Genomic DNA, 18,976 nt, shown 5'->3' with positions numbered 1-18,976 from the left:
TCCCTCAGTCCAGGACGACGCCCCGGTCGGCCAGCACGCGGCGCGCGGTGACGGTGCCGTGCTCGGTGCCCTCGGGGTGGTCCTCGCCGTTGCGCGGCCAGTGGTGGGCGTCGATGCCGAGGGAACGGGCGGCGGCCACGTTCTCCTCGCGGTCGTCGAAGAAGACGACCTCCCCGGGGCGGGCGACACCGCCGGTCTCGTGGGCCAGCACCTCCAGCAGGATCTCGTAGATCTCGCGGTCGGGCTTGGAGACCCGCTCCTCGGCGGAGATCACGGCGAGGGTGAAGGCCTCGAACCAGTCGGCGCGGCGGACCGCCTGGCCGAAGGAGAGGGAGGCGTTGGACAGCAGCACCAGGCGGGTGCCGCTGCGGGCGAGGTCGTGCAGCAGGGCGCGGGCGTCGGGGTCCAGCTGCAGGAAGTAGCGGTCGTCCGTCTCCTGCAGCTCGGTGACCTCCTCGGCGCTCAGCTGCTCGACGCCGACGGCGGCCGCGACCCGACCCCAGTAGTCGGCGGCGTCGATCTGCCCGGCGTCGTAGGGCGGGCGGTGCTCCAGCCAGGCGGCGCGGAGGGTGTCGAGGTCGCCGCCGAGCAGCTCGTGCAGCTCGGGCGCGGGGTCGTGCCCGGCGCTGAGCACGCCCCCGAAGTCCAGGGCGACGGTGGGGCGGCGGGGGGCGGTGCGGCGGCGGCTCATCGGTCCTCACAGGTGGGCAGGGAGTCCGCGGTGCCGGACTCGGCGATCGTGGTGGTGGCCTCGAGGGCCTCGTCGAAGGTGTCCACGGCGACGACCTGCAGGCCGTCCGGCTCGTTCCCGGCGACCTCCTCGCAGTTCGCGCCGGGGGCCAGGAAGAACTCGGCGCCCGCGTCCCGGGCCCCGATCATCTTCTGGCGGATGCCGCCGATGGATCCGACCTCGCCGTCGGCCGAGATGGTGCCGGTGCCGGCGACGGCCTCGCCACCGGTGAGCGCCCCGGGGGTCAGCTCGTCGTAGACGGCCAGGGAGAACATGGTGCCGGCGCTGGGCCCGCCGACGTCGCCGACGGTGAGGCGCACGTCCATCGGGAAGTCGTAGCCGGCGCCGAGGACGATGCCGAGGCGGGCCGTGCCGTCGACGTCGGCCGTGGCCATCGTGACGTCCCGCTCCTCGTCGTCACGCAGCACGGTGACGGTGACGTCCTCGCCGGGCTCGCGGTCGGCGACCAGCGCCTGGTAGCCCTCGACGTCCGCGGCCTCCTCGCCGTCGACGGCGAGGATCACGTCCCCGCCCTCGAGCTGCCCCTCGGCGGGGGCGCCGGCCTGGATGCCCGCGACCATCACGGTGTCCTCGTAGGCGACGCCGAGCTCGTCCAGGGCCACGGCGACGGCACCCTGTTGGGAGGTGCTCATCTGCACCGTGTTCTGCAGGTCGGTCTGCTCCTGCGTCTGGTCCTCGGGGAACAGCAGCTCGCGGGGGAACACCGCCTGGGAGGGGTCGAACCAGCCCACCAGTACCTCGACGGGGGTGACGGTGTAGCCAGGGCCGCCGTCCACGGAGACGGTGGTCATCATCAGCTCGCCGTCGGTCTCGTAGGTTTCGGCGCCCTCGATGGTGAGGATCTGCTCGTCCTGGTACTCCCCCAGCACGTCGATGGCCGGGCCGGGCCGCTCGACGACGTAGGGCACCGGCAGCATCGAGGCCCCCAGGATCATCACGCACATACCGGCCAGGGCGCCGACGGCGAGGCGGGGGCGCGGCACCTCGATGGCGTCGATCCGGGATCGCAGACGGCTCCTCCGTCCGGGCGGGGCGGGGGTCGGCTCGTCGTTCGCGGTCACCGGGCCATTGTGCCGTAATCCCCCAGGCGGCCTCGGTACGCTGGCGGGCGACCCCGTGCAGGAGGAGACGATGAGCGAGAACCCCGTGGCCGGAGGATCCGGCAACATGGACGAGGAGGCGCTGAAGCGCCTGCTGAAGGAGGCCTTCGGCGAGGCCCTGCCCGAAGGGGCGCTGGACGGTCTGGACCTGTCCGCCCTCGCGCAGCAGGCGAACGTCCCGCAGGACCCGGCGCAGCTGCGGGCCGCGGCGGCACAGATGCAGCACCTGTTCGACGCCCAGGGGGAGGGCCCGGTGAACTGGACCATGGCCGAGGACATCGCGCGCCGCGTCTCGGCCGGCTCCACCCCGATCCCCGGCGCCCCCGAGCCCACCGGCACCCCCGGCGACCCGAACCCCACCCCGGAGCAGATCCAGGAGCTGCGCCAGGCCGCGCAGGTGGCGAGCCTGTGGCTGGACCCGGAGCTCGGCGTGGACGTGCCCGCCAAGGAGCTCGGCGTCTACAGCCGCGGCACCTGGATGGTGCGCACCCTGCCCCGCTGGAAGTCGACCGTGGAGCCCGTGGCCAAGTACATGGCCGGCGCGATCGGCGAGGCGATCACCTCGCAGATGGCCGAGGCGCCGATGCCGATGCCCGGCGACCCCGCCGCGATGATGGAGCGCGTGGGCGGCACCCTGTTCGGCATCCAGTTCGGCCAGGCCATCGGCTCGCTGTCCCGCGAGGTCTTCGGCACCACCGACCTCTCGCTGCCGCTGGGCCGCGAGGGCGAGCCGGCGATGGTGGCCGTGAACGTCGCCGATCTCATCGCCGACCACGACCTCGACCCGGACGCCGCCCGCATCTTCCTCACCGCCCGGGAGCTGGCGCACACCGCCCTGTTCACGGCGGCGCCGTGGCTGGGTCGCACCCTGTTCTCCGCGGTGGAGGACTACGCCCGCGGCATCACCCTGGACCTCGACGCCCTCGACGAGATGGTGCGGGACCTGGACATCTCCGATCCGGAGGCGCTGCAGGCCAAGCGCCCCGAGGACCTGTTCGTCTTCACCCGCCGCGCCTCCCAGGAGCGCGCTCTGGAGGAGCTGGCCACGCTGCTGGCCCTGGTGGAGGCCTGGGTGGACCACGTGACCACGCAGGCACTGGAGGGCAAGCTGCCGCAGCTGGACGCGCTGCGCGAGGTGCTGCGGCGCCGACGCGCCACCGGCTCCCCCGCCGAGCAGATGCTCGCCAGCACCGTCGGCATCGAGCTGCGGCCGCGCCGCGTGCGCGAGGCCCTGGCCTGGTGGGACAGCGTGCTGGCCACCGAGGGCATCGCGGGCCGCGAGGCCAAGTGGGAGCACCCCGACCTGCTGCCCACCGCCGAGGTGCTCTCCGGCACCCCGCAGGCCCCGCGGGCGGGCGGCGAGGAGACTCAGGAGCTGACCGCCGAGGTGCAGGCCGAGCTGCCCAGCGACTTCGACGCGGAGCTGCAGCGGCTGCTGGACGGCGACGGCGCGGGCTCGGCCCCGCACGAGGACGAGCAGGGCCGCATCGCGGGGGACGACGACTCGGGCGACGACGGCCCCTCGGACGGGGACGACTCCGCCGCGGGCGACGGGTCCCGATGAGCGGGACCTCCCCGCAGGCGGACGGCGCGGCGGCCCCGGGGACCATTCCCGGGGCCGCCCCCGCGTCCGGGCTGCTCGCCGCGGCCCGCACCCAGCTCGCCGCGAGCGGGAGCGCCGCCGCCGCGGACTACCTGGCGGTGCTGGAGGCGGAGCCGGGCGCCCTGTTCCGGGAGGGCGGGCCCCACCACCTCACGGCGAGCGCCGTGGTGATCGACCGTGACGGCGACCACCTGGCGCTGGTGTGGCACCGCAAGGGGAGCTTCTGGGTGCAGCCCGGCGGGCACCTGGAGGTCGACGACGCGGACCTGGAGGCCGCCGCGCGCCGGGAGGTCGCCGAGGAGATCGGCCTGGAGGAGCTGGAACGGGTGGGGCCCGGCCCCGCCGTGCTGCACCGCCATGCCCTGGACGCGGCCTTCGGCGCCTGCCACGAGCACTGGGACGTGCAGTACCTGCTGCGCACCGCGCTCCCGGCCCCGGAGCTGCCGCTGCGGGCCAGCGAGGAGTCCCCCGAGGTGGTCTGGGTACCCTGGCCGCTGCTCGGCGAGGGGCCCGCCCGCTCGGTCGCGCACCTGCCCCCGGGCACCGTGGAGGACATGCCGGACAAGCTCGCGGAGCTGGCCGAGCACCTCGCCGCGCACCCCCGGCGGACCTGAGGCGCCGCGGCGCGGGTGACTCCGGGCCCAGGGCACCGTGATCGCTCCGTGGCTTCGGCGCGCGACCGCCCCGCCGTCCTCCCCACTCGTCCAGGGGCATGCTGCACCCCGGAGGCACCGGGGAATCCCCTACCCCGTTCCTCCGGGAAGCACCCCTTCACATCAGCAGTGCACCATCGGTACAGTACCAAGTGTCCGGAGCGGAGTCACCGACCCCGCCGCAGGGACGCCGAGCGACCGGGAGGACGCCATGACCGCACACATCGAGACCACCGACCACGGCCTGAGCGCCGAAGGGGACGGCGCCGCCGCCCACCGCACCCTGCTGCCCTTCGCCCTCGCCATCACCGGATCCAGCATCGCGATCCAGGCGGTCGTCCTCGCCACCGGGAGCCACATCACCGCGTGGATCGCGCTGCTCACCGCGCTGGTCGGCGTGGGATACGCCGTCTATCTGCTCACCGCCGGACGACGCCTGGCGCGGGTGCGCTACGGCCTGTTCACCGCCCACGCGATCACCTACGCGGCGATCAACACCGGCTTCCTGCTGCACGCGAACCTGCTGATCGCCTCCGGCTCCCCCGCCGTCGCCGGCGAGGGCCGACTGCCCATCGACGGCGGCTGGTTCGGCGCGACGTTCGCGATGGCGAGCTTCTGGGGCCTGGGCCTGCTCTGCCACGGAATCGGCGCCGTGCTCTCCCGCGGCTTCGAGCGGGAACGCGCGTGAGCAGCGGGACCCCCGTCGACGCGGAGACCGGTCCGGGTGAGCCGGAGGAGGCCGCCCCCCTGTCCGCGGAGGACGCCGAATGGGTCGCCGAGCTCGGCCGCTCCTGGGTCGAGGTCTACAAGAAGAGCGCGACCACCCTGGTGCTGCTGCGGATCGTGCGGGACCACGGCCCCGTGGCGGCCGGGGAGGCGGCCGAGCGGTTCACCGAGGCCTCCGGCTGGTCGATCAGCGAACGCGGGCTCTACCGGACGCTGCGGCGCCTGGCCCAGAGCGGACTGCTGACGACGGCCCAGGTGGAGGTGCCCCGCACCGGCGCGAAGCGACAGGACTTCCGCCTCACTCCCGCGGGGCGGATCTACCTGCGGCGCATCGAGGCCGAGCTCATCACCTGAGCCGTCTCACTCCTCGGCCGGGGCCGGCTCGTCGCGGGCGAAGGTGACGCCTTCGAGGAAGCCGCGGGCCCGCTCCGCCTCCGGGTAGCGGGCCATCAGGGCCTGGAAGTGGGAGCCGTGGCCGGGCACCAGCAAGTGGACCAGCTCGTGCATCACCACGGAGGCCAGCACCCACTCGGGCATCCCCTGCAGCCGGTCGGAGATGCGGATGCTGCCCTCGGCGGGAGTGCAGGAGCCCCAGCGCTGCTGCTGCCGGGAGGTCCAGCGGATCGAGGTGGGGACGGCCTTCCCGTCCAGGTGGCGCTCGCCGAGCTGCCGAGCCAGGCGGACAAGATCCTCGTCGCTGCGACGCGCCGGGGCCTCGGCCTCGCGACCCTCCGCGTAGCGGCGGATCATGCGGGTCACCCAGTCCCGCTCCTGACGCGTCGAGAAGCTGCCGGGGATCGCCACCACCAGCTCGCCCTCGCGACGGGTGACCGAGACCGTCCGACGTCGTCGGGTGGAGCGCCGCACCCACACCGGCTCCCCGCGCGGACCCCGCTGATCGCTGAGCACGGTGGTGGTCTGGGAGCGGGAACCGGACATAGGACACAGCCTGGCACGGGGCGACGGAAAAAAGTTCATCCACACGTGTGCGCTGCATCATCACAGGTCACAGCATCGTGGAGGGGAAATGCACATGCTCCTCCACAGCGTCCTCACCGCCTCCCCCGTGATGTCCACACCGCCACGCCGCTTGTCCACAGCCCATCCCCGGGACGCCTTTGACCGGTGCCACGGGCAGGGGCTACGTTCTCCGAGACGTGGGACCCCGGGATAACTAGCAGGACGCACACGGGGAAGGTGCGCGTGGTGCTGAGCGCCCCCGGGGTTCCACGGTCCTCCGGCCCATCGCGGGCGCCGGACGGACTCCGACGCCGGCCCGTCGCACGCACTTCCTCGGCTCCCCGTGAGCCCCCACGACCCGAAGCGTGCGACGGGCCGCCCCTCGGACGGGTTACAGTGAACGGCCCCCGCAGGTCACCGACGGTGTCCCGCGGGTATCCGAATGATCGACCTTCACAAGGAGCAGGTATGGCCGACGAGACCTATGCCGGAGAGTTCTACTGCGTCAAGTGCCGCGAGAAGCGGGAGGCCGAGGGCGACGTCGTCGTCTCGAACGGCCGGCGCATGGCCAAGGCGGTGTGCCCGGTGTGCGGCACCAAGCTGAACCGCATCCTCGGCAAGGCCTGATCTCCACGGCCTGAACGACCGGTTCCGGAACGGGGCGGAGCACCTGCGGGTGCTCCGCCCCGTTCTCGCTGTCCGGGCCCTTCCGAATGCCGAGGCGCCACCCGACCCGGCCGCGGGGAGGCCTTTCCCGTGCCGGGTGCCGAGATCCACGTTCGGGTTGCCCTGAGGCGACAGGGCAACCCGAACGTGGATCTCGTGGTCCAGGGCCCCGCGCCCTCACGGCCCCTCCTCGGCCACCGCGTCGAGCTCTTCGAGAGTGCGCCTTCGGGCCGCCTCGGACGCAACCATGAAGAGCTCGACGTGGGAGGGGCAGGCCCGGGTGTGGTGAGGGGTGAGGGCGGAGAGGGGGAGGCCCGGGCTCAGGCGGCGTTCTTTCGGGGGCGTCCACGGCCGCGCTTGACCGCGATGATCTGCCCGGCCTCGAAGATCGCCCCGCCCCAGACGCCCCAGGGCTCGGCGCGGTCCAAGGCTCCCTGGCGGCACTCCTGCATCAGGGGGCAGCCGGTGCAGAGCTGCTTGGCCTGTTCCAGGTCCGCGGGCCGCTCGGAGAAGAAGAGGTCGGCCGCCTCGGCCTCGTGGCAGGGCAGCATCGCCGCCGCCGTGATGGGGAACGGGAAGGTGGTGGAGGTCATCGTCTCGCTGCTTCGAAAGTCGTGGGGAGCCGGAACGGCTCCGTGGGCGGCGATGGTGCCGCCCCGCAGCGAGGTCGAACCTCGTCAGTGTCGGGTCGGCACCTGGGCAGTAAAGCCCCGGTAGCGGTGGGACAGGGAGGACGCACCGCGAGGGGCGCCGCCGTCGACCGCGAGATTCTCCTGATCGATCATGGTTCCCCTCCTTTCTGGTGCGCGTACCCCGGCCTGCCGGGCCACGACTGTGACGATGGACGAGTGGCAGTCTACACAGCCCCCGAGAATCCGCCCATCATTTTTTGACCTGCGGTTCTGCTCCCGATCCGGAGGACGTCGCCGCCCCGCTGCGATGTGCGGCGAGCACCGCCAGCACGTCCTCCCGGTGGCGGGCCAGCACCCGCTCGGCGACCCCGGGCACGGCCATCAGCTCAGCCTCGGTGCGCGGGTCGCGCTCGGCGATCGCCTCGACGGCGGCCTCGGTGAGCACCGCGAAGGGCGGCGCACCGAGCTCCCGGGCGCGCTCCTCGCGCCAGCTGCGCAGGGCGGCGGCCGCGGCCTCGTGGCCGGTGGCGGGGCAGCCGGCGTGGCGCCCGCGGCGCTGGTCGGCCGCGGCCACCAGGCCCTGCCCGCAGACGCGGCACTCGCTGTACACGGTGGCGCTGCGCCGTCCGGTGCGGCGCGGCGCCGGGCCGCGGGAGCCCTCGGGACCGTCGGTGGTGCGCACCCCGTCCAGGAAGCGGGAGAGCTTGCGGGAGCCGCGCGCCCCGGGGGTGCGGGCCGCGGACCACGAGATGGTCAGCAGGTCCTTGGCGCGGGTGAGGGCGACGTACAGCAGGCGCCGCTCCTCCTCGACCTCGGCGGCGGTGGAGGCCATCGAGATGGGCAGCAGCCCCTCGCTGGCGCCGATGAGGTACACCGCGGGCCACTCCAGACCCTTGGCGGCGTGCACGGAGGCGAGGGTGACGCCGTCGACGACGGGGGCGGACTGCGCCTCGGCGCGTTCCTCCAGCTCCCGCACCAGCTCCGGCAGCCCGGTGCCGGGCCGGGACAGGACCGTGTCGGCGAGCATCACCAGGGCATTCAGGGAGTCCCAGCGCTCGCGGACGGCGCCGGTGGTCTCGGGGGCCTGCGGTGCCCAGCCCAGCGGGGCGAGCACGTCCCGCACGGCCCGGTCGGGTTCGACCTGCTCGACGCGGGTGGCGGCGCGCAGCGCGACCATCGCCCGCCGCACCTCCTGGCGCTCGAAGAAGCGGTCCCCGCCGCGCACCAGGTAGCCGATGCCGCGGCCGGTGAGGGCCTGCTCGAGGGCCTCGGACTGGCCGTTGGTGCGGAACAGCACCGCCATGTCGGAGGCGGGGCGGCCCTCGCGGACCTGCTCGGCGATGCGGGAGGCGACGCCCTCCGCCTCGGCGGGGTCGTCCGGGTAGGACTCGATCAGCGGCGGCGGGCCGTCCTCGCGCTGGGAGACCAGGGTGAGGCGGGAATCGCGGGTGCGGCCGCGGGCGCCGTCCAGCACCGTGTTGGCGATCCGCACCACCTGCGGGGTGGAGCGGTAGTTGCGCTCCAGGCGGATGATGCGGGCGCGGCCGAACTCCTGGGGGAAGTCCAGCAGGAAGGCGGCGCGTGCCCCGGCGAAGGTGTAGATGGTCTGGGCGGCGTCACCCACCACGCAGAGGTCGTCGCTGCTGCCCAGCCACAGCCGCAGCAGGGCGTGCTGGAGAGTGGAGACGTCCTGGTACTCGTCGACCACGAAGTGGCGGTACTGGGAGCGGACCTCGCGGGCCACGTCGGGCCGTTCGGTGAGGAAGCCGACCATGTGCAGCAGCACGTCCTCGAAGTCGATGACGCCGCGCTCCTTCTTCACCTCCTCGTACTGCGTGAGGATCCGGGAGATCGAGCGGGCGTCGAAGCCGGCCACCCCGGGCCGGCGGGCGCGCTCGGCGGCGCGGGGGTAGCTCTCGGGGGTGAGCATCGAGACCCGCGCCCACTCCACCTCGGCGACGATGTCGCGCAGGGCGGCGCGGTCCACGCTCATGTGCAGGCGCTGGCAGGCCTCGGCGATGCCCGGGTACTTGTTCGGCATGATCTCGGGCATCGGCCCGCCGACGACGCGCGGCCAGAAGTGGCGCAGCTGCCGCAGGGCGGCCGCGTGGAAGGTGCGGGCCTGCACGGCGGGCACCCCGAGGTCCCGCAGCCGCGAGCGCATCTCGGCGGCTGCCTTCGCGGTGAAGGTCACGGCCAGCACGTGGCGGGCGTCCATCCGTCCGGTGGCGATGCCGTAGGCGATGCGGTGGGTGATGGCGCGGGTCTTGCCGGTGCCGGCGCCCGCGAGCACGCAGACGGGACTGCCGAAGGTCGCGGCGACCTGCCGCTGCTCCGGGTCCAGGGCGTGCAGGATCTCCTCCGGCTCGACGGGGGCGCCGTCGGGGCCGGAACTCGGGGTGTGCTGAGGGGTCGCGGTCATCACCGGTCATCCTGCCAGCGGGGGCCGACGGACGAGGCCGCCGCCGGGGCGCTGGGGAGGGGCGACGGTGAGGAGGACCACCGCGGGCGGACGTCAGTCGGCGGGGCCGGCGATCCAGTCGTCGATCAGGGCGCGGCCCATCGAGGCGGGGCCGGGCAGGCCGATCTCCTCCGCCTCGACAGCGGCGGCGAGGTCCTCGCGGGTGTACCAGGAGGCCTCGGCGATCTCCTCGTCCTGCAGGGTCAGCGCGGTGTCCCCGCGCACCCAGGCGCGGTAGCCCAGCATCAGCGAGCGCGGGAAGGGCCAGGGCTGGGAGCCGACGTACTCGACCTCCTCGACCTCCAGGCCCACCTCCTCGGCGACCTCGCGGGCGACGGCCGCCTCCAGGGTCTCCCCCGGCTCCACGAAGCCGGCCAGCACCGAGTGGAAGCGGCTGGGGAAATGGGCGTTGCGGGCCAGCAGCAGCCGGTCGGCGTCGTCGCGCACCGCCATGATCACGGCGGCGTCCGTGCGGGGGAAGTGCTCGGAGCGGTCCTCGCGGCAGCGCAGCACCCAGCCGGCCGTCTCCGGGTCCAGCAGGGCCCCACAGCGGGGGCAGTGCCGGGTCACCCGGTGCCAGGAACCCATGGCGACGGCGGCCAGGGCGAAGCCGGCGTCGGCCGGGTCCAGGCGGTCGGCGACGCGGCGCAGCTCGCGCAGGTCACGGCCCGGGTCGTCGAGCTCCGCGCGCGGCTCGGGCACCTCGACGCCGATCACCCGCAGGCCGCCGCGTCGGCCCAGCAGCACGGCCGGCTGGGTGGAGGAGCCGCGGGGGTCCTCGGTCTCCAGCAGCAGGCGCAGGGTGCCGTCCGCGTCCTCGGTGAGGGCGACGGTGCCGGCGCGGGTGACCACGTAGCGGGCGTCCTCCCCCGGGTCGAGGATCGCGGGGTCGGCCCGGTCCAGGGCGTCCCGGTCGCTGAGCCCCGAGGCCAGGGGCGTGTGCAGGTGTGGTCCACGGAGCGTCGCCATGCCCGGGAGCCTACGCGGGAGGCCGGGGTGCGGCGGGTACGGTGGGGCCCGTGCATCGCAATTCCTTCTCGCTGGCCGCCCTCGCCGCCGCCGCGGTCCCCGGGCTGGTGCCCGTGCGGACCACGCTGATCATCACCCCCGCCGAGGATCTCGACGTGGCCGGGGTGGTCGGGGAGGACGACCGCCGCTTCGTGGTCCGCTCCCCCGCCACCACCTCCGCCGGGGTGCGGCTGGAGCGTGACGTGGCCGTGAGCGACGCCCTCGGCGGCACCCCGCTGTCGGCCGTGACGCCGCCCGTGCTGGGCTTCGTGAAGCTGCCCGAGGGCGGCCGCGCCGTCGCCTCCAAGGCCGCGATCGGGCAGCCGCTGATGCTGGACCGCCTGCAGGCCTCCGCCGAGCTGGCCCGCTCGCTGGGCACGATCCTGGCGCGCATCCACACCGTGCCGCGCTACGCCGCGGAGGCCGCCGGGGTGGAGTCCTTCACCGCCGCGACCCTGCACGAGGAGCATCGCGCCCGGGTGCAGCGCGCCCGCGCCGGCGAGCACCTGCCCGCGGCCGTCGCCCAGCGCTGGGAGACCCTGCTGGAGGACGACGAGCTGTGGGACTTCACCCCGCAGTTCGTCCACGCCGACCTGTCCGAGGAGTCCCTGCTGCGCAGCGGGGACAGGATCAGTGCAGTGCAGGGCTGGTCCTCGGCCCGCATCGGCGACCCGGCCACCGACCTCGCCTGGCTGGTGTCCTCCCTGGACGCGGAGCGCTTCGACGAGCTGTACGCCGCCTACCGCGAGGAGCTGCCCACCGCGGTGCACCCGCGGCTGCTGGAGCGCGCCCAGGCCCTCGGCGAGTTCGCCGTCTGCGAGTGGCTGCTGCACGGTCTGGACACCGACGACGAGGACATCGTGGCCGATGCCCGCGGCATGATCCACGACCTCGACCAGGACCTCGCCCAGATGGCGCGGGAGGAGGCCGAGCGCACCTACGCCGAGCTGCACGGCGAGGACGAGCAGCGCTGATCCCGCCACTGATTGCTCGGGAGCGGCCGCGGGTCAGTCCCCGGTGTCCTCCCCGGGCGTGAGCATCGCCTCGATCCGCGCGCGGGAGGGGTGCCGCCGCACCTCGTGGGTGTGGTCGGCCGCCACGTAGTGGAAGGCGGTGCGGATGCTGCCCAGCGGCAGTCCGCTGCGCTCGGCCCAGGCCAGGCGGTACAGGGAGAGCTGCAGGGACAGCTCCCGCAGGCGGGCCGGCGGCGGCACCGCGCCGGTCTTCCAGTCCACGATCATCACGCCGTCCCCGCCGTCGGGATCGGGGAAGACGGCGTCGATCACGCCGCGCACCGCGACCTCACCGAGACGGGTGTGCACGGGCTGCTCCACCGCGATCGGGGTGCGTCCCGCCCAGGCGGATCCCGCGAAGGTCTCGCGCAGTGAGGCGGTGGCGCCGGTGGTCTCCTCGTCCTCGGCGTCGGCCAGCTCGGCGATGTCCTCGAGGTCCAGCAGGGTGCCGGCATCGAAGCGGTGCTCCAGCCAGGCGTGGAAGGCGGTGCCGCGGGTGGCCGCCGGGGAGGGACGGCGCGGCAGCGGGCGCAGCAGGTCGCGGGCCGCGGCCTCCGGGTCGCGGGCCTGGGCGACGGCCTGGGAGGCGGAGAGCCGGGCGGGGGCATGGACGACGGGCGCGGCCCGGCGGGCAGCGAGGTCCGCGAGCGCCCGTTCCAGCAGCCGCGCCAGCTCGGGATCCGCCGGGCCGGCGGGGTCGTCAGACCCGGAGGAGTCGTCAGGGCCCCCCGGCTCGTGCGGGTCACCAGGGTGATCGCGCTCCTCGGCGTCGTCGGTGCCCTCCGGGCCGCCGGGCCCCTCGCCCGCGGGGGCGGCGGCCTCCAGCAGCGCGGCGGCCCGGTCCCGGGCGTGCTCCTCCACGCCGGGCGGCGGGGGCCAGATCGCGGTGGGGCGCTCGGCCTCCAGCGGGTTCTCCTCCCCCACCTCCTCGCGGCGACGGAAGGCCTCCGGCACCAGGGGCTCGGCCTCGGCGAGGTAGCGGGAGCGGGGGCGCGGGGCGCGCAGGCCCAGCCGCCAGGCTGCGGAGGTCAGCAGCAGACGGCGACGGGCCCGGGTCACCGCGACGTACATCAGCCGTCGGTCCTCCCGCAGCGACTCCTCGCCCTGGGCGAAACGGAAGTCCTCGAGCAGGCCCTCGGCGTCGACCTGGGTGTCGGCTTCGGCCCAGGCGAACTCCGGCAGGGTCTCGGCGTCCCCGCGCAGCGCGGTGGGCACGCTCGCGGAGGCCAGCGGGCCCAGCCAGCCGCTCGCGGGGACTCGCACCCGGCCGGACTCGTCGGTGCGGGCGCGGCGCAGGTCGTAGGAGGGCACGGTGCCCTCGGTGAGCCCGGCGACGGCCACCAGGTCCCATTCCAGGCCCTTGGCCGAATGCATGGTGACGATGGTGACCGCCTCGGGCGGGGCCTCGGCGGCGGCCGCGGCGGTGACGGCCAGCCCGGCCTCCTCGTCCTCGCTGATCTCCAGCAGGTCGAGGTAGGCACCCAGGCCGCCGCGCACGGCGGAGCGGTCGAAGGCGGCGGCATGGTCGCGCAGGGCCTCCAGGTCGGCGAGGGCGGAGCTCCCCGGATCCTGCTCCAGCAGGGCGAGGTCGACGTCGAGGGCACGGACGGCGGCGGTGACGAGGTCCGGCAGGGGCAGCGGCAGCAGGCGACGCAGCTCCCGCAGGATCCCCTGCAGCTGCCGCAGCCGCTCGCGGCCGGTGGCGCCGAGCGCGCGGCCGTCGGGGTCCTCCCAGTCGGCGGGCGGCAGGTCGTCCACGGCATCGACCAGGGAGACCTGGCGGGCCGGATCCTTCGCGATGCCCTCCCCGCCGCGCAGGCGGGAGGCGAGACGGTCGCGCCAGCGACCCAGCACGGCGAGGTCCCGGGCGCCGAGGCGGAAGCGGGGCCCGGTGAGCAGACGCATCAGGGCGTCCCCGCGGGAGGGGTCGTGGGCGGCGGTGAGCAGGGCCCGCACGTCGGCCACCTCGGGGCGGTGCAGCAGGCCGCCGAGGCCGACGACGGACACCGGCAGGCCGGCCGCCTCCAGGCCCTCGACCAGCGGTCCGATCTGGCGGCGCGCCCGCACCAGCACCGCGGCGCTGGGCACCTCCTCCGCCGGGCCGGCCTCGGCGCGACGGGCATGGATCCAGGCGGCGATGGCGGCGGCCTCACGGCGCTCGTCGCCGGCCTCGTGGATCTCGATGGCGCCCTCCCCGGCGCCCGGGCGGGCCTGCAGGGTGGGGATGGTGATGCCGGCCCCGGCCTCGCGCAGGGGCCCGGCGAGGCGGTTGGCCAGCGCCAGCACGGCCTCGTCGTTGCGCCAGGAGGTGGACAGGGTGCGCTGCAGCACCGGGCGCTCGGGGGTGGCGAAAGCGCGGCCGAAGCCACCGAGGGAGGCCGCAGAGGCGCCGCGCCAGCCGTAGATGGCCTGCTGCGGGTCGCCGACGGCGCAGGCGGCGTGGCCGGGACCGAACAGCTCGGAGAGCATCCGCAGCTGGGCGACCGAGGTGTCCTGGAACTCGTCCAGCAGCACCACGCGGTGGCGGCGCCGGGCCTCCTCGCGGGCGCGGGGCACCTCGGCGGCGATGCGGGCGGCCAGGGCGATCTGGTCGGCGAAGTCCAGGGCGGAGCGCTCGGCGCGCACGGCGGCGAAGCGCTCCAGCAGCGGCACCAGGGCCAGGCGGGACTCGAGGGCGTCGAGCACGGCGGCGACGGTGGGCGGGGTGGTGCGGCGGCGGCCCTCCACCTGCAGGGGGATCCCGGCGAGGTGGTCGCGGATGCGCCGCAGCTCGGCGGCGAGGTCCGCCGGGGTGGCCAGGTGGTCGGCGAGGGAGGAGGTCAGCGAGACCAGGGCGGCGGTGAGGGTGGCCGGGGAGGCGTCGAGGTCGAGGGAGTCGTCGGAGGCCTCCACCAGGGTGTGGGCCAGCTGCCAGGACGCGGAGGCCGACATCATGGTCAGCTCGGGGTCCAGGCCGACGGCGAGGGCGTGCTCGCGCACCAGGTCCAGGGCGAAGCCGTTGTAGGTGTGCACGGTGGGGCGCTGGCCGACCAGCTCGTCCCCGCCGCGGTCCAGGCCGGGCGGCACCGGCAGCCCCTCGGCGCGCAGGGCGGCGGCGAGCGCGGCGAGGCGCGCCCCGATCCGTTCGCCGAGCTCGTGGGCGGCCTTGCGGGTGAAGGTGAGGCCGAGCACCTGGCGGGGGGCGACGATCTCGTTGGCGATCAGCCACACCACTCGGGAGGCCATGGTCTCGGTCTTGCCGGAGCCTGCCCCGGCGACCACCAGCATCGGGGCGGTGGGGGCCTCGATCACGGCGATCTGCTCGGCGGTGGGCGGGGGCTGCTCGAGCAGCCGGGCGAGGTCGAGGGCGGAGTAGCGCGGGGTGCTCGGGGGGCTCACAGGTCGGCCCCTTCCGGCTGCAGGGGGCAGCTGGCGCGCACGGCGCAGCGGGAGCAGTGGGGGTTGATGCGGGCCAGCACGGCGTCGCCGGAGACGGCGCGGGCCACCTCGGCGGTGACCCCCGCGAACCAGTCCGGGTCCTCGGTCTGCTCCGGGGCGGCCTGGGGGCGCACCGCGGCGCTGCGGCCGCCGGTGCCGAGGTAGACCAGCTCGGCGCCGGTGAGGTGCTCCCCGGCGCCCTCGCCGAGCTGCTCGTCCAGCGCCCCGGCGCGGACGGCGGCCTGGTAGGCGCCGAGCTGCAGGTCCTCGGCGGCGGCAGCCTTGGTCTTGGGGGTGCGTCCGGTCTTGAGGTCGACGACGCGCAGGGCGCCCGGGTCGCCCTCGATGCGGTCGATGGTGCCGCGCAGGCGCACCTCGCCGAGCTCGACGGTGAAGGGGGCCTCGACGGCCAGCGCGGGCGGGGCCTGGGCGAGGTGGGCGGCGAGCAGCCGGGCCGCGTCCTCGGCGCGGCGCACCCGGCGTCGGCCGGACCAGGTGTCCAGGCCGGGCACCCCGCGCAGCAGGGTGTGCAGCTCGTCCAGCAGGTCCTCGGGGGCGGCGTCCCCGGCGGGGTGGTCCTGGGCGAGGCGGTGCACGGCGGTGCCGAGCACCTGGGCGGGGCCGCCGGCGCGGGTGCCGCCGGCGCGCTCGAACAGCCAGGCGCGGGGGCAGTCGTGGGCGCGCTCCAGTGCGGAGGGCGAGAGGGAGATCGGCCGCTCCCCCGCCCGCAGCGGCGCGGAGCTGGAGGGGTGCTGGTGGTACCAGGCGGCGGGGTCGGCCCCGGGCGCCCCGGCGCGGGCCAGGGCGTGCAGGGCCAGCGCCGCGTCGCGCACCCGGACCGGGTCCTCCTCCCGCAGCCGGCGGCGCAGGGAGGCGACCAGGCGGCGGGCATCGGGGGCGGGGCCGGGGTCGCGGCGCAGGGTCTCCGCCTGCACCCAGGGCTCCGCGGGCGCGGCGCCCTCGATCGCGTCGAGCAGGGCGGAGGGTGCGAGCTCCCCGCCGTCGACGGCGGTGACCAGCACGCGGCGGCGGGCGCGGGTGAGGGCGCTGACGGCCAGGCGCAGCTCGTCGGCGAGGACCTGGGAGCGCTGCACCGCGTGCAGGGCGTCCGGGTCGGCGGCGAGCTCGGCGGCCTGCGGGGAGGTGGCCAGCAGGCTGAGGTCCGCGGCGCCGAGCAGGGTGGAGCGCAGGCGCAGGTCGGGCCATGCGCCCTCCTGCACGCGGGCCAGCACGACGGTGTCCCGGTCCTCGCCGGCGAGCTGCGCGGGGGTGAGCACGGCCAGGCGACCGCGGGGGGTGGCGGAGGGGGCGAGGGTGTCCTCGACGACGGCCTGGCCGCGGATCTGCTCGACCAGGTCCAGGGCTCCGGCGCCCGGGCGGCGGTCGGTGAGGCGCTCGGCGGCGGCGAACAGCTCCATCAGCACGTCCAGGCGGGAGCCGGACAGACGGGCACGGGCGCCGTCGCTGTCCTCCTCGGTGCCCAGCGCGGCCCGGCGCCAGCCCTCGGCGAGACCCGCCGCCTCCCAGGCCTGCCAGAGCACGGCGGTGGCGGGCTCCTCGTGGTGGGCGCGGACGGCCGCGATCATGGCGCGCAGCCGGTGCACGGGCGCGGCGGCACGGTCGCGTGCTCCGGGCTCGGGCAGGCCGGGGGCCTCCGGCTCCACCAGGGCGCGGGCCAGGAGCTGCTCGCTGGGGGTCTCCTCCCCCTCGGGCCGGGCGGCCAGCAGCATCCGGCGGATGCGGCGAAGGCGCAGCTCGTCGGCGTCGCCGAAGGGTCCGCGCAGCAGCTCGGCGGTGCGCAGCGGATCGGGCACGGCGGCCCCGCGGGCGGACTCGACGCCCAGCTCGACGATCGCCAGGAGGTCCGCGGCGACCGGCTCCTCGCGCAGGGGTCGGGAGCGGCGCGGGGTGCGCACGGGCAGGCCCTCGCGGGCGAGCAGGTCGGCGAGGTCGCCCACGGCGGCGCCGGAGCGGCAGACCACGGCCATCTCGTCGTAGGGCACGGCCTCGCGGTGGTGCAGGTCCCGCAGGGCGGCGGCGAGCAGCTGGGACTCCTCCAGCTCGTCCCGCGCGCGCAGCACGGCCACGCCGTCCCCGGACCCGGAGGTGCCGCCGGTCGCCGCGGCGCCGTCCACGGGGCGCCGGGCGGCGCTCGGGGCGCCGGCCAGCGGGAGCCGGGCGGCGAGCCCCGCGGCCGCCGCGGCGATGCCGGGCTCGGCGCGGGAGGCGCCCAGCTGGTGGCGGCGCAGAGGCCGGGCGAGACCCTCGGCCAGGCGCGCGGCCGCATCGGGCAGGGCTCCGCGGAAGGTGTCCACGGCCTCGTCGGGGCAGGTGGTGAGCAGCAGCCGTGCCCCACCCGCCGCGAGCGCCCGGACCAGGGCGATGCCGGCGCCGGTGAGGTCCTGGGCATCGTCCACGATCACGACGGGCGCGGGCGGCTCGACGGCGCCCGCCCGCAGCAGCTCGGCGGCGCGGCGGCCGAGCCCCGCGCTGTCCAGTCGGGGCCCGGCGTCCAGCGCCGCGCCGGACTCGAGGGCGAGCACGCCCAGGTAGTCCCGCAGCAGCGCCGCCGCATCCCGCCAGGCGGGGCGACCCAGCTCGCGGCCGCGGCGGTCCAGCTCCTCGGCGTCCAGGCCCAGCTCCCCGGCGCGGGTGACCAGGTCCCGCTGCTCGGTGCGGAAACCCGGCAGCAGCCGGGCGGCCGCGTCGATCTCCAGGTGCCAGTCCTCGCGCACGGCGATCAGCTCGGCCAGCAGCGCGTCCTGGTCGGCGCCGGTCACCAGGGTCGGCTCCCCCGCGCCGCGGCGGGCGGACTCGCTGCGCACCAGCGCGAAGCCGAGGGCGGCGGGGGTCATCACCCGGGCTCCGTCGACGCCGCCGGCGGCCAGGGCGTCGCGCAGCCGGGCAGCGGCGGCGCGGCGCGGGGCGAGCAGCAGCACCGCGGCGTCCTCCCCGCCCGCCGCCGCGAAGGGTCGGGGGCGCCGGGCGAGGGCCGAGGCGGCGGCCAGGGCGAGGGCGGTGCGTCCGCTGCGGGGGGCACCGTGCACCAGCACGTCCTCCCCGGTCAGCAGGTCCCTGAGCGCAGCGCGCTGGTCGGCGTCGAGCCCGTCGAGCTCCCGCACCGTCGGGAGCGCGGCGAGGTCCGGGCCCAGCAGCCGGATCGGCGGGGCCACGGCGCCGCCGTGGCGGCGGCGCTCTCGGGGCGGGCTCTGCGTGATCATCGTGACCCCATTGGAACGCACGGACCCGACGAACGACGGCGCGCAGGGCCCCGGCCCTGCACCTCACGGGCGTACAGTGTCAAGGGTCACAGTTCCCGCCCGGTACTCTCTTTCGGGCTCAGAGCCATGGCCCCTGGAGGTGCCCATCATGTCCCCCAGCACCCGCATGCCGCGCCGGGAGCGCCGCGCCCAGCTGCTGGACCTCGCGACCGCCGTGTTCACGGACCAGGGCTATCAAGGCACCTCGATGGACGACATCGCCAGGGCCGCCGGCGTCACCAAACCCGTGCTCTACCAGCACTTCGCCTCGAAGGAGGCGCTGTACAGCGAGGTCATCGGGGTGCTCGGCGAGAACCTGCTGCGGGAGGCTGCCGAGCTGACCAGATACGAGGGCACCCCGGTGGAGCGGGTGCGTTACGGACAGCGCCGCTTCTACGAGCTGGTCTCGCTCGAGAACACGCTGCGCCTGTTCACGGGGAAGGTGGAGCTGTCCGCGCCGGTGCAGGCCCGGGTGGACGCGGTGCTGGACGCCCTGGCCCTCGAGCTCGCGAGCGTGGTCACCGCCTTCCGCGAGATCAGTGAGGAGGAGGCGCGCATCGTCGGTCACGCGATCATCGGCATCACCCAGGTCTCGGCGACCCTGCAGCACGAGGCCCCGGACGAGGACGCCCGGGAACGGGTGCTCGACACGATCACCACCACCATCGCGCACGGCCTGTCCGGTTTCACGCTCCTGCGCGAGGAGGCCCTGCGCGAGTAGACTCC

General features: G+C 75.6%; 15 protein-coding genes. 7 read left to right on the top strand and 8 right to left on the bottom strand.

The features are described 5' to 3' along the window. Nucleotides 1–4 precede the first annotated feature (4 nt). A complete protein-coding gene (locus OM98_RS08150; RefSeq protein ID WP_010534122.1) occupies nucleotides 5–691 on the bottom strand; it encodes an HAD-IA family hydrolase in 687 nt (228 codons plus the stop codon). Continuing rightward, entirely contained in the window at nucleotides 688–1,812 is a 1,125-nt protein-coding gene (locus OM98_RS08145) for a YlbL family protein (protein ID WP_010534121.1), read from the bottom strand. Before OM98_RS08145 ends, OM98_RS08150 begins: the two co-directional genes overlap by 4 nt. A gap of 70 nt (nucleotides 1,813–1,882) precedes the next feature. Between OM98_RS08145 and OM98_RS08140 the strand changes: the two genes are divergently transcribed. The 4 genes from OM98_RS08140 (at nucleotide 1,883) to OM98_RS08125 (ending at nucleotide 5,187) form a co-directional block, all read left to right on the top strand. Next, nucleotides 1,883–3,415 (top strand): zinc-dependent metalloprotease, encoded by a 1,533-nt coding sequence (locus tag OM98_RS08140; RefSeq protein ID WP_010534120.1) that lies wholly within the window; start codon nucleotides 1,883–1,885, stop codon nucleotides 3,413–3,415. Continuing rightward, nucleotides 3,412–4,068 (top strand): NUDIX hydrolase, encoded by a 657-nt coding sequence (locus OM98_RS08135; RefSeq protein ID WP_010534119.1) that lies wholly within the window; start codon nucleotides 3,412–3,414, stop codon nucleotides 4,066–4,068. The genes OM98_RS08140 and OM98_RS08135 overlap by 4 nt, the downstream gene beginning before the upstream one ends. Before the next feature lie 250 nt (nucleotides 4,069–4,318). Continuing rightward, on the top strand, nucleotides 4,319–4,795 hold the full coding sequence (locus OM98_RS08130; RefSeq protein ID WP_010534118.1) for a 2TM domain-containing protein: 477 nt from the start codon (nucleotides 4,319–4,321) through the stop codon (nucleotides 4,793–4,795). Beyond that, nucleotides 4,792–5,187: a PadR family transcriptional regulator gene (locus OM98_RS08125; protein WP_010534117.1), complete on the top strand. Its 396-nt coding sequence runs from the start codon at nucleotides 4,792–4,794 to the stop codon at nucleotides 5,185–5,187. Before OM98_RS08130 ends, OM98_RS08125 begins: the two co-directional genes overlap by 4 nt. A 6-nt stretch (nucleotides 5,188–5,193) precedes the next feature. Here OM98_RS08125 and OM98_RS08120 read toward each other — a convergent pair whose 3' ends face one another. Further along, a complete protein-coding gene (locus OM98_RS08120; protein WP_010534116.1) occupies nucleotides 5,194–5,772 on the bottom strand; it encodes a M48 metallopeptidase family protein in 579 nt (192 codons plus the stop codon). Between the two features lie 489 nt (nucleotides 5,773–6,261). Between OM98_RS08120 and OM98_RS15580 the strand changes: the two genes are divergently transcribed. Continuing rightward, nucleotides 6,262–6,420: a DUF5679 domain-containing protein gene (locus tag OM98_RS15580; RefSeq protein WP_010534115.1), complete on the top strand. Its 159-nt coding sequence runs from the start codon at nucleotides 6,262–6,264 to the stop codon at nucleotides 6,418–6,420. A 359-nt stretch (nucleotides 6,421–6,779) separates the two neighbouring features. Here OM98_RS15580 and OM98_RS08115 read toward each other — a convergent pair whose 3' ends face one another. The 3 genes from OM98_RS08115 to nudC form a co-directional block, all read right to left on the bottom strand. Next, nucleotides 6,780–7,052 (bottom strand): WhiB family transcriptional regulator, encoded by a 273-nt coding sequence (locus OM98_RS08115; RefSeq protein ID WP_010534114.1) that lies wholly within the window; start codon nucleotides 7,050–7,052, stop codon nucleotides 6,780–6,782. Nucleotides 7,053–7,341: 289 nt separating this feature from the next. Next, nucleotides 7,342–9,513, bottom strand: coding sequence for an ATP-dependent DNA helicase UvrD2 (locus OM98_RS08110; RefSeq protein ID WP_010534113.1), 2,172 nt, complete (start codon nucleotides 9,511–9,513; stop codon nucleotides 7,342–7,344). 93 nt (nucleotides 9,514–9,606) lie between these two features. After that, on the bottom strand, nucleotides 9,607–10,521 hold the full coding sequence (gene nudC, locus OM98_RS08105; protein ID WP_010534112.1) for an NAD(+) diphosphatase: 915 nt from the start codon (nucleotides 10,519–10,521) through the stop codon (nucleotides 9,607–9,609). Between the two features lie 50 nt (nucleotides 10,522–10,571). On the opposite strand from nudC, the gene OM98_RS08100 reads away from it, so the two are divergent. After that, nucleotides 10,572–11,534, top strand: coding sequence for a phosphotransferase (locus OM98_RS08100; RefSeq protein WP_033195113.1), 963 nt, complete (start codon nucleotides 10,572–10,574; stop codon nucleotides 11,532–11,534). Between the two features lie 33 nt (nucleotides 11,535–11,567). Here the strand turns inward: OM98_RS08100 and OM98_RS08095 are convergent, their stop codons facing one another. Beyond that, a complete protein-coding gene (locus OM98_RS08095; protein WP_010534110.1) occupies nucleotides 11,568–14,951 on the bottom strand; it encodes an ATP-dependent helicase in 3,384 nt (1,127 codons plus the stop codon). Next, nucleotides 14,948–18,211 (bottom strand): PD-(D/E)XK nuclease family protein, encoded by a 3,264-nt coding sequence (locus OM98_RS08090; RefSeq protein WP_010534109.1) that lies wholly within the window; start codon nucleotides 18,209–18,211, stop codon nucleotides 14,948–14,950. Before OM98_RS08090 ends, OM98_RS08095 begins: the two co-directional genes overlap by 4 nt. A 148-nt stretch (nucleotides 18,212–18,359) precedes the next feature. Between OM98_RS08090 and OM98_RS08085 the strand changes: the two genes are divergently transcribed. Beyond that, a complete protein-coding gene (locus OM98_RS08085) occupies nucleotides 18,360–18,971 on the top strand; it encodes a TetR/AcrR family transcriptional regulator (RefSeq protein ID WP_010534108.1) in 612 nt (203 codons plus the stop codon). The last annotated feature ends 5 nt before the right edge of the window (nucleotides 18,972–18,976 follow it).

Source organism: Brachybacterium squillarum M-6-3, assembly GCF_000225825.1.
Lineage (GTDB): Bacteria > Actinomycetota > Actinomycetes > Actinomycetales > Dermabacteraceae > Brachybacterium > Brachybacterium squillarum.
The sequence above is the reverse complement of the archived record's forward strand: the minus strand, read 5'-3'. Positions and strand labels throughout refer to the sequence as shown.